Below are 12,551 nucleotides of genomic sequence, written 5' to 3' on the forward strand. Positions count from 1 at the left end.
ATGTGTATAAGAGTCAGCCCCCCTATAATTCATTACTGCAGCGGCGGCAGATTTATTTTCCCTACGCGGACAAAAACGATCTGAACGGCTCTACTAGCAAAACACGCTTTCCGAGCGCAAACGAAAAAGCCCCGTAGATTTTCATCTACGGGGCTTTTTCTATGTATGGCGGAGAGATAGGGATTCGAACCCTAGGTACCGGTGAAGGTACAACGGATTTCGAATCCGTCCCATTCGGCCACTCTGGCATCTCTCCAACGGCGCGCATCATAACAACACTTTTACCGAAAGCAAACCCTCTTTCGAAAATTTCTCCGTGCTATCAGATGCTTGCGTCGATTAAAGCGGTACGCCCAGACGGTTGGCGACTTCTTCGTAGGCTTCGATGACGTCACCGAGGCCCTGGCGGAAGCGGTCCTTGTCCATCTTCTTCTTGGTGTCTTTGTCCCACAGACGGCAGCCGTCCGGGCTGAACTCGTCGCCCAGGACGATGGAGCCGTCGCTGAACACGCCGAATTCAAGCTTGAAGTCCACCAGCAGCAGGCCTGCGTCGTCGAACAGTTTGCTCAGGACTTCGTTGACCTTGAGCGACAGTTCTTTCATGCGCGCCAGTTGCTCGGCGGTGCCCCAGCCGAACGCCACGACGTGGGATTCGTTGATGAACGGGTCGCCCTTGGCGTCGTCCTTCAGGAACAGTTCGAAGGTGTACGGGTTGAGCTTCATGCCCTCCTCGACGCCCAGACGCTTGACCAGGCTGCCGGCGGCGTAGTTACGCACGACGCACTCGACCGGGATCATGTCGAGTTTTTTCACCAGCACTTCGTTGTCGGCCAGCAGCTTGTCGAACTGGGTCGGAATGCCAGCCGCTTCGAGTTTCTGCATGATGAAGGCGTTGAACTTGTTGTTCACCATGCCTTTGCGGTCGAGCTGCTCGATGCGCTTGCCGTCGAACGCCGAAGTGTCGTTGCGAAACAGCAGGATCAAGCGGTCAGCGTCGTCGGTCTTGTAAACCGATTTGGCTTTGCCGCGGTAGAGTTCTTCACGTTTTTCCATGATGGGCTCCGCTTGCTAAGTAGATGGGCTAGGCGATGTGGCGCCAGTCGAGCCCTGAATCTTGATCGGCCAGTTGCAGCCAGTCCGGGTCGCACCCGAGGGTGTCGACAAAACATTGCCGGGCCAGCTGCGGCAGGTTGTTCTTGCTGCTCAGATGGGCCAGGACCAGGTGTTGCAGGCCTTGCCAGCCCAACTCGGCCACCAGGAATGCCGCCTGATGGTTGTTCAAATGTCCCAGCTCGCCGCCCACCCGCTGCTTGAGAAAGTACGGGTAATGACCACGGGCCAGCATGTCGCGACAGTGATTGGACTCGATCATCAACGCATCGAGGTCCCGATAACCGTCCAGCACCCGCTCGCAGTAAGAGCCCAGGTCAGTCAGCAGGCCGAAGCGCCGCTCACCGTCACTGAACACGTACTGGGTCGGTTCCTGCGCATCATGGGCCACGGCAATGACCCCGATGTTCAGAGCACCGATCTGCAGTTGCTCGCCACCGGTCACGAAACCGGCAGGTTCAATCGGTTTGCGCATCCCGCGCAGTGTGCCGCGACTGAGGTAGACAGGCAGATTGTAGCGCCGAGACAGCAAACCCACGCCATGCACGTGGTCGGCATGTTCGTGGGTTACGAGTATCGCGCTCAGTTGCGCCGGGTTCACACCCAGGCGCAACAGGCGTTTTTCGGTTTCCCGCAGGGAAAAACCACAATCCACCAGCACATACGTATCAGCACTGGCGATCAGCGTGCCGTTCCCTTGGCTACCGCTGCCGAGAACGGCAAAACGCATTGGATCAGCCCAGGTTGTCCTGAATCACGCTCAACACTTTGCGAGCCACATCGGCCGGCGCAACGGTGTTGATGTTTTTCTCGACGGTCACCTGAACGTTCTCGCCGACCTTGCTCAGGCGAACCTGATAACGCTCGGCGCGAGCTTCAACTTCTTCCTTGGTCGGCGCGCTGCCGAACAGGCTGCTGAAGAAACCAGGCTTCTCGTCTTTCTTCTCGGCCTTTTCGGACAAGTTGATGTAGTAGAGACCCAGGCTGCGGTTGATGTCTTCAACGCGCCATTCGCCCTGTTCCAGCGCACGACCGACGCTCGACCAGGCACGATCCAGGTCCGTACCGACGTTCAGTACCGGGTTGCCGCTGCCGTCTTCACTCAGGCTGACACGGCTCGGGGTATCGAAATCACGCGAAGCCAGCATCGACACCGAACCACCCTTCTCGGAGGTACGGCTCATGCTTGCGAGCATGTCGTCGACCAGCGCAGCGTCCAGGCCAGTGTTGACCGAACGGTTAGTGAAATCGACATTGGCGGTGCTGCCGGCAGGACGCTCGGCGCTGACCACATAGACTTCACTGGTGTTGCGCTGCACGCCTGGCTCGATGCGCACCCGCACGCGGGTTTCGCTGTCCGTGCTGACGCCGGCGGCGCTCAGGCGCTTGGCCATGGCGGCGGACAGTTCGTCGGAATGCTGCCAGGTAGTGGTGAATTCGCCGGTTTGCGGGCGCTGTTCATCCAGACGGAAACCGTTGTCCTGGAAGTACTGCACCGCCACTGGCCAGACTTCGGCCGGTGGGTGCTGGGCCATGACCCAACGCGAATCACCGCTCTTCTGCAGCGAGTAGTCGCTGGCGTCGGCAACGGTCGACAGCGGTTGAGGGCGCGGAACGATGTATTCACCCTTGGCGGTGTCGTCGGCCACGTTGCGCGGGATCGGCAGCAGCGGATCCAGGCGCTTGGAGGTGCTGACATCCGGTGGCAGTTGCATCGGTGCAGTCTGTTGCGCTTCCAGGTAATCGCTACCACGGTCACGGAAATAACCTTCCGGGCCCCAGACCCATCCGCAGCCACTGGTGCTGGAGATAATCAAGGCAAGTGCGGAAAGTCCGGCCATTCGCTTCATGCGTTGTACTTCCTCAATTAAACCAGGACGCTGCACTGGCGCAGGGCCGAGCGCAACGTTTCATGACAAGGTGTGCTCAGCCAGGTCAGCGGCAGGCGGATGCCTTCGTGCATCAGGCCCATTTCGACCAAAGCCCACTTCACCGGAATCGGGTTGGCTTCGATGAACAGGTCCTTGTGCAGCGGCATCAGTTTTTCGTTGATGGCCCGTGCGGTCTCGGCGTCGCCCTTGAGCGCGGCCTCGCACAGGTCGGCCATTTCGCGCGGGGCGACGTTGGCGGTGACGGAGATGTTGCCCTTGCCGCCCAGCAGAATCAGCTCGACTGCGGTCGGATCATCGCCGGACAGCACGATGAAGTCCTTGCTCACGCCGTCGATGATCGCCTTGGCGCGTTTCAGGTCGCCGGTCGCTTCCTTGATGCCGATGATGTTCGGCACGGTGGACAGGCGGATCACGGTCTCGGCCTGCATGTCGCAGGAGGTGCGGCCAGGAACGTTGTAGAGAATCTGCGGGATGTCGACCGCTTCGGCGATGTGCTTGAAGTGCTGGTACAGGCCTTCCTGGGTCGGCTTGTTGTAGTACGGGACTACCAGCAGGCAGGCATCGGCGCCGGCTTCCTTGGCATTGCGGGTCAGCTCGACAGCTTCGCGGGTCGAGTTGGCGCCGGTACCGGCGATCACCGGAATGCGACCGGCAACCTGTTTGACCACGGCTTTGATGACGGCGATGTGTTCTTCTACATCAAGGGTTGCCGACTCGCCGGTGGTGCCGACCGCGACAATGGCATGGGTGCCGTTCTTGAGATGGAAGTCCACGAGTTTGCTGAGGCTGTCCCAGTCAAGACGCCCTTGTGCATCCATGGGTGTGACCAGTGCCACCATACTGCCCGCAATCATGAAACCGCTCCTGCCGGAAAAAGAGAGCGGTAATGGTACTGGCGCCAAGATGCTTGCACAAGCGAAGTACTGTGCCGCCATTCCCCTTGGCGCCGCTTTTCGCTACCCTTCAGACTTTGATCGGTACTGATCAGCTTGTACGCCGGGTTCCAGTCTCCCGTTTCGGCCTCCCGGGCCCCGTTCCAGTGTCGTTGCCGTACGCTTGCTTGTTGATGGAGCCGTAGCGCCACACGAATCGGGTCTTCCGGACAGTCATTGCCCCGGCAATCAACGCCCTCTCCCTACCGACCGCTCATCGCTTTAGGAATGCTGCATGTCCACCCCCACAGTTCGCGAACAATTCCTTGTCATCAGTGCCCTCGGCGCCAATCCCATGGAGCTGACCAACGTCCTGTGCCGCGCCAGCCATGAAAACCGCTGTGCGGTCGTCACTTCGCGCCTGACCCGCCACGGCGAGTGCAGCGCGCTGGTGCTTGAAGTTTCCGGCAGCTGGGACGCCCTGGCTCGCCTCGAAGGCAGCCTGCCCGTGCTGGCCAAGCGTCATGCGTTCACCGTCAACGTGGTGCGCAGCGCCGCCCTGGAAAACCGTCCGCAAGCCCTGCCGTACGTGGCTTACGTGTCTTCGGCGTACCGTCCGGATATCATCAACGAGCTGTGCCAGTTCTTCATGGATCACAACGTCGAGCTGGAAAACCTGACGTGCGATACCTATCAGGCACCGCAGACCGGCGGCACCATGCTCAACGCCACGTTCACCGTGACCCTGCCCGCCGGCACCCAGATCAGTTGGCTGCGCGACCAGTTCCTGGATTTCGCCGACGCCATGAACCTGGATGCACTGATCGAACCGTGGCGCCCACAGAACCCAATGTAAGGAAGCTTTCATGGCCGTTGTCATCGACCAACCGGTTACGGATTTCGAAGCACCTGCCACCAGCGGGCAGACTGTCAGCCTGTCGGCCCTCAAGGGCAAGCAAGTGGTGATCTACTTCTACCCGAAGGACAGCACCCCGGGCTGCACGACCGAAGGCCAGGGATTTCGCGATCAATACGCAGCATTCAAGGCTGCCAACACGGAAATCTTCGGGATTTCCCGCGACAGCCTGAAGTCCCACGAGAACTTCAAGTGCAAGCAGGAGTTTCCGTTCGAACTGATCAGCGACAAGGACGAAGCCGTCTGCCAGCTGTTCGACGTGATCAAGCTGAAAAAACTCTACGGCAAGGAATACCTGGGCGTTGATCGCAGCACCTTCCTGATCGACAAGAACGGTGTATTGCGTCAGGAATGGCGTGGCGTGAAAGTGCCAGGACACGTCGATGCAGTGCTGGCTGCTTCTCAGTCGCTGAACAAGGCCTGATGTTGTCGGCGCCCTTGCGGGCGCCGATTCATTCTCAAAGCAGCGGCGCCACCACCGGCTCCTTGCGCGGCCAGGCATCAAGCACAGCCTTGAACAGCGTTGCCAGCGGAATCGCGAAGAACACTCCCCAGAATCCCCACAACCCGCCGAACAACAGCACCGCGCAGATGATTGCCACCGGGTGCAGGTTGACCGCTTCGGAAAACAGCAATGGCACCAGCACGTTGCCATCCAGCGTCTGGATGATCCCGTAAACCGCCATCAGATAGATGAACTGATCACTCCAGCCCCACTGGAACAGCGCAATCAGCAGCACCGGTACGGTCACCACCACCGCCCCGACATACGGCACCACCACCGATACGCCGACCAACAGGGCCAGCAGCGCCGCGTAGTTGAGACCCAGTGCGACGAAAGCGATATAGGTCACGCCGCCACAGATCACGATTTCGATGACCTTGCCGCGAATGTAGTTGGCGATCTGCCGGTTCATTTCCTCGGCGACCCGGGTGATCAGCGCCCGCTCACGCGGCAAATAGCCGCGCACCCACTCGCCGATCATTGCCCGATCCTTGAGGAAGAAGAACACCAGGATCGGCACCAGCACCAGATAGATCATGATGTTCACCAGCAGCGGCAGGCTCGACAACGAGAATGTCAGCGCCCACTGGCCAAACTTGCCGATCTCGCCTCGCGCCGCTTCGATCGCCTGCAACACTTGCTCGTCAGAGACCAGATGCGGATAGCGCTCCGGCAGCAACAGCAGCAACGATTGCCACTTGGCGAGCATGCCCGGCAGCTCGTTGAACAGGGTGATCAACTGATGCCAGAGCAACGGCAGCACCACGACGATGAACACCATCAGCACACCCATGAACAGCGCAAACACCAGACCGACCGCCGCGCCGCCGGGCACACGTAAGCGTTCGAGCGTAACCACCAGCCCCTGCATCAGGTACGCCAGCACCATTCCGGCCAGCACCGGCGCGAGCATTCCGCCCAGCGTCAGTACAGCGGTGAAGGCGAGAAACAGCAAAACCGCCAGCACCACCGCTTCCTCATCGGAGAAGTAGCGCTGAATCCAGTCGCGCAACACTTTGAACATCAATATTCCTTAGGTCATTTACGCGATCGGTTTCAGGCTTTTTTCAGCCAGTAACGGTAGACACCCGCCTCGTCTTCTTCACGCAGCAGCGTATGACCGGCCAACTTGGCAAAGGTGCGAAAGTCGCGCTGCGAGCCGGCATCCGTGGCAATCACCTTGAGTACCGCGCCACTGGGCAGCTTGTTCAGCTCCATCTTGGCCTTGAGCAACGGCAACGGACAATTCAGGCCACTGGCGTCCAGTTCACAGTCATGGGCTACAGCGTCGGTCATGCGTCACTCCGGATCAGGTGGTCAGGCTGCCTAGAATATCTGGTCGCAGGCCCGGTGTCCGGCTACAGTAAGGTCTTTGTCGACTAAGGCTTTGTGCATGACATTTCTGCGCCCTACCCTGCTGACGCTCGCTTGCCTGCTCGCCTCACCGGGCTTCGCCGACGACCTGCCGTCACTCGGTGACGCCAGCTCTGCCATCGTCTCGCCACAACAGGAATATCAACTGGGTCGCGCCTGGCTGGCCTTGCTGCGCAGCCAGGTTTCGCAGCTCAACGATCCACAGCTCAAGGACTACGTCGAGTCCAGCGTCTATAAGCTGGTGGAAACCAGCCAGGTCAATGACCGACGCCTGGAATTCATCCTGATCAACAGCCCGCAGCTCAACGCCTTCGCGGCACCGGGCGGGATTGTCGGGGTCAACGGCGGTCTGTTCCTCAATGCCCAGACCGAGGGCGAATATGCCTCGGTACTGGCTCACGAACTGGCTCACTTGTCCCAACGCCACTTCGCCCGAGGCGTCGAGGCTTCGCAGCGGATGCAGGTGCCGATGATGGCGGCGCTGCTGGCCGGCATCGTGATCGCTGCGGCAGGCGCAGGCGATGCCGGCATTGCAGCGATTGCCGGCACTCAGGCGGCGGCGATCCAGGAGCAACGGCGCTTCTCGCGCCAGAACGAGCAGGAAGCCGACCGCATCGGCATCCTCAATCTGGAGAAGGCAGGCTACGATCCGCGCTCGATGCCGACCATGTTCGAGCGTTTGATGCGCCAATACCGTTTTGACGCCAAGCCGCCGGAATTCCTGCTGACTCACCCGGTCACCGAATCGCGTATCGCCGACACCCGTAACCGCGCCGAACAGGCTAAACCCGGCGGCATCGAAGACAGCATGCGCTATCAACTGATCCGTGCGCGGGTGCAGTTGACCTATGAAGAAACGCCCGGCCTTGGCGCCAAGCGTTTCCGCGCTCAGCTGGATGAGAACCCGAAAAACGACGTGGCTCGTTACGGTCTGGCGATTGCCCAGATCAAGGGCGGACAGTTGAACGAAGCGCGGGAGAATCTCAAGCAACTGCTGGAGAAATCGCCGAACGAGATCATCTACAACCTGGCGCAGGTCGATCTGGACATCACCAACAATAAGTTGGCCGATGCCCAGTCACGCGTTGACCGGATGCTCAGTCAGTATCCAGGCAACTACCCGCTGAACCAGGTACGCGTCGATCTGCTGCTGAAACAAAATCGTACCGCCGATGCGGAGAAGGCGCTGGAAGGTTTGTTGAAATCGCGTCCGGACGATCCGGACGTCTGGTATCAGGTTGCAGAAACACGCGGACTGTCCGGCAACATCATTGGCCTGCATCAGGCACGTGCCGAATATTTCGCGCTGGTCGGCGATTACCGCCAGGCCATCCAGCAACTGGACTTCGCCAAGCGCAAGGCAGGCAGCAACTTCCCGCTGTCCTCACGCATCGATGCCCGCCAGCGCGAACTGATGGAGCAGGAGCGCATGGTCAAGGACATGATGGGTTAAGCCCGCGCCGCGACAAATTCCGGACACAAAAAAACCGCCTCTTTCGAGGCGGTTTTTTTACTTCTTCGATAACTGGATCATTCAGCCAGTTTGAAGGTGATGAAGCTGGCACGGCCCTGACGCAGAACGCGCATCGACACCGAACGGTTCTTCGGCAGCGCCTTGGCGATCTCGGCAAACTCCTTGGAAGAACCAATGGCCTGATTGTTCAGGTGCGTGATGATGTCGCCCGGTTGCAGACCGATCAGGGCCGCAGGACCGTCCTGCACTTCCTTGATCACCACACCGCCCTTCAGGTCGTAGGTTTTCTTCTGCTCGGCGCTCAGCTCGGCAACCGATACACCCAGACGATTGCTGTTGGTTTCAGCACCAGATTTCGGCAGAGCATCCAGTTCCTTATCTTCGTCCGGAATCGCGCCGACAGTCAGCTCGACATTCTTGCGCTTGCCGTCGCGAATCACTTCGAGATTGGCTTTGGCGCCAGCCTTCAAAGCACCCACCAGATGTGGCAGGTCAGCAGACATGACGATCGGTTGACCGTTCATGCTCAGGATCACGTCACCCACTTGCAGGCCGCCCTTGGCAGCCGGGCCATCATCCTGAATCTGTGCAACCAGCGCACCGGCCGGTTTATCCAGACCGAACGACTCGGCCAGATCCTTGTTCACTTCCTGGATGACGACGCCCAGCCAGCCACGGCTGACCTTGCCGCCACTTTTCAGCTGATTGGAAACGTCCATGGCCACGTCGATCGGAATGGCGAACGACACACCCATGAAGCCACCGGAACGGGTATAGATCTGCGAGTTGATCCCAACCACTTCACCGTTCAGGTTGAACAGTGGGCCACCGGAGTTACCCGGGTTGATCGGCACGTCGGTCTGGATGAATGGCACGTAGTTTTCGTTCGGCAGACTGCGGCCGACGGCACTGACGATGCCTTGGGTCACGGTGTGGTCAAAGCCGAATGGCGAACCGATTGCGACCACCCATTGACCGGCTTTCAGGTCCTGAGATTTGCCGAGTTTCAACACTGGCAGATCCTTGCCTTCGATTTTCAGCAGCGCCACGTCGGAGCGTGGGTCGGTGCCGATCAGCTTGGCTTTCATTTCACTGCGATCTGCCAGACGGACGAGAATTTCATCGGCATCGGCGATTACGTGGTTGTTGGTCAGGATGTAGCCATCCGGCGAAATGATGAAGCCCGAACCCAACGATTGCGCTTCGCGCTGACGATCACCACGCGGAGAACGCTGTTGCGGCGGCATGCCCCGCTCGAAGAACTCGCGCAGCATCGGTGGCAAGCCTTCCAGGTCAGGCATCTGCTGGTTCACTTTGCGATCCGGCAGCTTTTGCGTGGTACTGATGTTCACCACCGCAGGCGAGGCCTGTTCGACCAGTTGGGTGAAATCAGGCAGGTTTGCCGGGCTGGCCGCGTCAGCCGCCTGGACTGCAGGAACAGCCTGACCGAGCACCAGCACGGTGGCGAAAATGGAGAGATAAGACTTCAAGCTTGGTATCGACATACAGCTCCCGTTACGACGAGCAGGGTTAAGCGATATGGAGCAAGGAACACCGGAAACCACAGGCCGGCATTTTTGTTCCGGGAACAACAAACAAGGCCAGAGCCGAGAGGCTCTGACCTATAAAAAATTTTCGGGTGTTTTGCAAATGAAAATGCTCAGCAAACATTTCACGTCTCGACGACGAAGTGGAGATAGCTGGAATCAGCTCACTGCTTGCTGGTTGCAGCGCCATCATTGCGCATCGACAGGGCAATCCGTTCGGCGGTCCCGATTGGAATCTCGCCAACCACCGTCACCATCATTTCGCCTTGAGGCGTTGTCAGACGGCGGGATACGGCAACGGTCGGGCCCAGTTGAGTCCGGGTATCGGTGACGGTTGCGCCGTTCAGCGGCTCGAGAAACACGGAGAAGCGGGCAAGACCATCGTCATACATCAGGCTGTTGACCTGGGTCTTGGTTTCCGGATCCTTGTGCGAGGAACTGCTGGTCAGTTCAAAGCCAGGAGGCAGCCAGTCGGAACGCCAGACCTGTGCGGTTTTGACCGCAGACGCCTTGTCGCTGTCGAGCGTGACTGTCTTGCAATCGGAGTTGGCTTGCAGGTCTTTATCAGATGGGACTTCAGAGGTATCCAGCCGCGTAAACTGGAATCTCTCAAGCAACTGCCCCTTGTCGTTCAACAGCAGCGACTTGAGCGGCAGGCCCGTTTCCTTGTCCAGATGCAGTTCGAAACCGTAGCGGTGCTGATCACGCGGCGTCAGCGATACGATCACCGCTTCACGCCCGGCCACGCGCGACTTGCCAATGACGGCAAGCTCATACCAGTTCTTCAGCTTTTGGGGATCGAGAGGGCGAGCGGCGGAATTGGGAGAATCCCCCAGACCCGCAATCAAGGTGCCGCTGACGCATTGAGTATGTCCATCAATGCGCACGACTTCCTGAGCCGAACCGTCGAGCTGAAGCAAACGCTCTCGGACCTGGCCATTCTGGACGCGATGCCAGATGTTGTGGGTAGAAAAGCTACCGTTACGCTCGTAAACGAATGTGCCGTGAAAGCTTTGCTGCTGCTCGGCCAGGCCCAGGCGGGTCAACCAGTCCTGAGCCTCGTCGGCGTGGGCTGGAACAATGAACCAGCCGCTGAGCAGAAGCGAAAGTAGAGGTATGGCGCGCATGATCCCCCTTAACGGTTTTCCAGGCTTGCTGCACGTGCATATGGCAGCGCGCTCTCGGTGCCTTTCAAGGCAGCCTGTTGAGCATGTTGACGCAGGTAACCTGGCAGACGCTGATCGTGCCAGCCTGGCTGACCTTGCAGTACGCCATTGGCCATTGGGCCAGTAGCTTCAGAACTCTCATTATAGCCTGCCAATACCGCCGGGCCTTTGACCTGAGGGGTAGCCAGCACTGGCTGATTGGATTGCTGAGCGAGTTCGACGCCGGCGATTTCGTCCTGGTTGTACAGACGAACACCTGCCAATACAGCAACGGTCACCGAAGCGGCTACAGCCAGACGACCGAGGCTGCGCCATGGGCCGCGTGTCACTTTGGCAGGGGTCGCTTCGTCTTCCAGCGCAGCTGAAACCGCCGCAGCGAGATCCAGACGTGGAAGCAACAGATCCTTGTGCATGGCTGCCCGAGCGATCTGGTAACGAGCCCAGGTTTCACGGGTTTCAACGTCGTCCAGTGCATTGAGCACTCGACGCAATTCCAGTTCGTCCGCTTCGTTATCCATCACTGCGGACAGCGATTCCTGCAGGGCTTCACGACTCATGGCGTTCCTCTCTTGGCTGTCGCCGCTGTCTTTAGTTTTCCTGCAACAACGGTTGCAGAGCTTTATCGATGGCCTCCCGGGCGCGGAAAATCCGGGAGCGCACGGTACCAACCGGACATTGCATGACGCTCGCGATGTCCTCGTAACTCAGACCATCGAATTCGCGCAAAGTTAACGCCGTGCGCAAATCCTCTGGCAGCTGCTGAATGGTTCGATGGACGGTGCCTTCGATCTCATCCCGCAGCAATGCACGTTCAGGAGACTCGAGATCTTTCAGGCCGTGATCGCCATCGTAGAACTCTGCATCCTCGGAACTTACATCGCTATCCGGCGGCCGACGGCCGCGTGAAACCAGATAGTTCTTCGCCGTGTTAATGGCGATGCGGTACAGCCACGTATAAAACGCACTGTCGCCGCGGAAATTTCCAAGCGCTCGATACGCCTTGATAAAGGCTTCTTGTGCGACGTCCTGGGCTTCATGGGTGTCGTGCACAAAACGCACGATCAACCCGAGAATTTTGTGCTGATACTTCAGCACCAACAGATCGAAAGCTCGCTTGTCGCCACGCTGAACGCGTTCGACCAGCTGCTGATCCTCTTCCTGGGTTAGCATGAACACTCCTCGATAAACTCGGAGGAGGCTTGCATGACCAAACGACCGGACTTGCAAACATAGACTCGGGCTTTTCGCAAAAGTTCTCCCCCTCCAAGCAAGTTTCCTGCGGGCTCTGATTTGGCACGCACGAAAAACGCAGCGCGGGATGAACCGGCTGCGCGAATAATCTTGTCATCGGCTCGCCGGCAAGAACCCAACCGCAGGTTCCGCATTGAAGCCGACACTGTCCCTTGTTTCGGGCAACTGTCTATTGATCTTGGGCCTTTGGCAAAAGTTCCAAATATTTATAGACGTGCCGCGCCGACATTGTGCAACCGTGAGCAGAAAAAGCGTGTTTCATCTGCGATACAGTCGCTTTTTCCCAAAACCGCTGAAAAAAACATCCGACAAAGCGTCGATATTTCTCCGTCACGGTAGTTTCACAATGCCATATCGGCCCGGCTATTGTGCCGCCCCACCCCTCTATATACTAGTGGGCTGTGTGGCTGTCTCGACTCGCCCATCCGCCTGTCCTGCGCCAAC

At 58.8% G+C, this 12,551-nt stretch carries 13 protein-coding genes and 1 tRNA gene; 3 read left to right on the plus strand and 11 right to left on the minus strand.

What is annotated here, in order from left to right; all coding sequences use genetic code 11:
• Positions 1–166: 166 nt before the first annotated feature.
• The 5 genes from L6D82_RS26365 to dapA all read right to left on the minus strand — a co-directional run bounded on the left by L6D82_RS26365 (position 167) and on the right by dapA (position 3,856).
• Positions 167–256: transfer RNA gene (locus L6D82_RS26365), tRNA-Ser, on the minus strand.
• Positions 257–339: 83 nt separating this feature from the next.
• Positions 340–1,053 carry a phosphoribosylaminoimidazolesuccinocarboxamide synthase gene (purC, locus tag L6D82_RS26370; RefSeq protein ID WP_007958019.1) on the minus strand — a complete coding sequence of 238 codons (714 nt, stop codon included), beginning with the start codon at positions 1,051–1,053 and terminating at the stop codon, positions 340–342.
• A 28-nt stretch (positions 1,054–1,081) separates the two neighbouring features.
• Positions 1,082–1,840 carry an MBL fold metallo-hydrolase gene (locus tag L6D82_RS26375; RefSeq protein ID WP_007958017.1) on the minus strand — a complete coding sequence of 253 codons (759 nt, stop codon included), beginning with the start codon at positions 1,838–1,840 and terminating at the stop codon, positions 1,082–1,084.
• A 4-nt stretch (positions 1,841–1,844) separates the two neighbouring features.
• Complete coding sequence (gene bamC / locus L6D82_RS26380; RefSeq protein WP_064383102.1) at positions 1,845–2,960, minus strand: outer membrane protein assembly factor BamC; 1,116 nt, start codon at positions 2,958–2,960, stop codon at positions 1,845–1,847.
• Positions 2,961–2,977: 17 nt separating this feature from the next.
• Positions 2,978–3,856 carry a 4-hydroxy-tetrahydrodipicolinate synthase gene (gene dapA / locus L6D82_RS26385; RefSeq protein WP_085747220.1) on the minus strand — a complete coding sequence of 293 codons (879 nt, stop codon included), beginning with the start codon at positions 3,854–3,856 and terminating at the stop codon, positions 2,978–2,980.
• Positions 3,857–4,169: 313 nt separating this feature from the next.
• On the opposite strand from dapA, the gene L6D82_RS26390 reads away from it, so the two are divergent.
• Entirely contained in the window at positions 4,170–4,730 is a 561-nt protein-coding gene (locus L6D82_RS26390) for a glycine cleavage system transcriptional repressor (RefSeq protein WP_007958014.1), read from the plus strand.
• 10 nt (positions 4,731–4,740) lie between these two features.
• Complete coding sequence (locus tag L6D82_RS26395; RefSeq protein ID WP_134022624.1) at positions 4,741–5,214, plus strand: peroxiredoxin; 474 nt, start codon at positions 4,741–4,743, stop codon at positions 5,212–5,214.
• Positions 5,215–5,248: 34 nt separating this feature from the next.
• Here the strand turns inward: L6D82_RS26395 and L6D82_RS26400 are convergent, their stop codons facing one another.
• Positions 5,249–6,319: an AI-2E family transporter gene (locus L6D82_RS26400; RefSeq protein WP_007958012.1), complete on the minus strand. Its 1,071-nt coding sequence runs from the start codon at positions 6,317–6,319 to the stop codon at positions 5,249–5,251.
• A 32-nt stretch (positions 6,320–6,351) separates the two neighbouring features.
• A complete protein-coding gene (locus L6D82_RS26405) occupies positions 6,352–6,591 on the minus strand; it encodes a sulfurtransferase TusA family protein (protein WP_007958011.1) in 240 nt (79 codons plus the stop codon).
• Between the two features lie 97 nt (positions 6,592–6,688).
• Here L6D82_RS26405 and L6D82_RS26410 point away from each other — a divergent pair, with 97 nt between their 5' ends.
• Positions 6,689–8,122, plus strand: coding sequence for a M48 family metalloprotease (locus L6D82_RS26410; RefSeq protein WP_236191959.1), 1,434 nt, complete (start codon positions 6,689–6,691; stop codon positions 8,120–8,122).
• Between the two features lie 77 nt (positions 8,123–8,199).
• On the opposite strand, the gene L6D82_RS26415 is transcribed toward L6D82_RS26410, so the two are convergent.
• The 4 genes from L6D82_RS26415 to rpoE all read right to left on the minus strand — a co-directional run bounded on the left by L6D82_RS26415 (position 8,200) and on the right by rpoE (position 12,026).
• Complete coding sequence (locus tag L6D82_RS26415) at positions 8,200–9,648, minus strand: DegQ family serine endoprotease (protein WP_007958003.1); 1,449 nt, start codon at positions 9,646–9,648, stop codon at positions 8,200–8,202.
• A gap of 206 nt (positions 9,649–9,854) precedes the next feature.
• Positions 9,855–10,817, minus strand: a complete 963-nt coding sequence (locus tag L6D82_RS26420; RefSeq protein WP_236191960.1) for a MucB/RseB C-terminal domain-containing protein — start codon at positions 10,815–10,817, stop codon at positions 9,855–9,857.
• Between the two features lie 8 nt (positions 10,818–10,825).
• Positions 10,826–11,413 carry a sigma-E factor negative regulatory protein gene (locus L6D82_RS26425; RefSeq protein ID WP_085747223.1) on the minus strand — a complete coding sequence of 196 codons (588 nt, stop codon included), beginning with the start codon at positions 11,411–11,413 and terminating at the stop codon, positions 10,826–10,828.
• A 31-nt stretch (positions 11,414–11,444) separates the two neighbouring features.
• Positions 11,445–12,026: an RNA polymerase sigma factor RpoE/AlgU gene (rpoE, locus tag L6D82_RS26430; RefSeq protein ID WP_003172477.1), complete on the minus strand. Its 582-nt coding sequence runs from the start codon at positions 12,024–12,026 to the stop codon at positions 11,445–11,447.
• Positions 12,027–12,551: the final 525 nt, after the last annotated feature.

Origin of the sequence: Pseudomonas paraglycinae (assembly GCF_021601625.1) — a bacterium.
In the GTDB taxonomy this organism is placed as follows: domain Bacteria; phylum Pseudomonadota; class Gammaproteobacteria; order Pseudomonadales; family Pseudomonadaceae; genus Aquipseudomonas; species Aquipseudomonas paraglycinae.

What these genes read in the sequence shown, in the direction of transcription:
- purC (WP_007958019.1), bottom strand. Translation starts at nt 1,053, where the DNA reads ATGGAAAAACGTGAAGAACTCTACCGCGGCAAAGCCAAATCGGTTTAC.
- L6D82_RS26375 (WP_007958017.1), bottom strand. Translation starts at nt 1,840, where the DNA reads ATGCGTTTTGCCGTTCTCGGCAGCGGTAGCCAAGGGAACGGCACGCTG.
- bamC (WP_064383102.1), bottom strand. Translation starts at nt 2,960, where the DNA reads ATGAAGCGAATGGCCGGACTTTCCGCACTTGCCTTGATTATCTCCAGC.
- dapA (WP_085747220.1), bottom strand. Translation starts at nt 3,856, where the DNA reads ATGATTGCGGGCAGTATGGTGGCACTGGTCACACCCATGGATGCACAA.
- L6D82_RS26390 (WP_007958014.1), top strand. Translation starts at nt 4,170, where the DNA reads ATGTCCACCCCCACAGTTCGCGAACAATTCCTTGTCATCAGTGCCCTC.
- L6D82_RS26395 (WP_134022624.1), top strand. Translation starts at nt 4,741, where the DNA reads ATGGCCGTTGTCATCGACCAACCGGTTACGGATTTCGAAGCACCTGCC.
- L6D82_RS26400 (WP_007958012.1), bottom strand. Translation starts at nt 6,319, where the DNA reads ATGTTCAAAGTGTTGCGCGACTGGATTCAGCGCTACTTCTCCGATGAG.
- L6D82_RS26405 (WP_007958011.1), bottom strand. Translation starts at nt 6,591, where the DNA reads ATGACCGACGCTGTAGCCCATGACTGTGAACTGGACGCCAGTGGCCTG.
- L6D82_RS26410 (WP_236191959.1), top strand. Translation starts at nt 6,689, where the DNA reads ATGACATTTCTGCGCCCTACCCTGCTGACGCTCGCTTGCCTGCTCGCC.
- L6D82_RS26415 (WP_007958003.1), bottom strand. Translation starts at nt 9,648, where the DNA reads ATGTCGATACCAAGCTTGAAGTCTTATCTCTCCATTTTCGCCACCGTG.
- L6D82_RS26420 (WP_236191960.1), bottom strand. Translation starts at nt 10,817, where the DNA reads ATGCGCGCCATACCTCTACTTTCGCTTCTGCTCAGCGGCTGGTTCATT.
- L6D82_RS26425 (WP_085747223.1), bottom strand. Translation starts at nt 11,413, where the DNA reads ATGAGTCGTGAAGCCCTGCAGGAATCGCTGTCCGCAGTGATGGATAAC.
- rpoE (WP_003172477.1), bottom strand. Translation starts at nt 12,026, where the DNA reads ATGCTAACCCAGGAAGAGGATCAGCAGCTGGTCGAACGCGTTCAGCGT.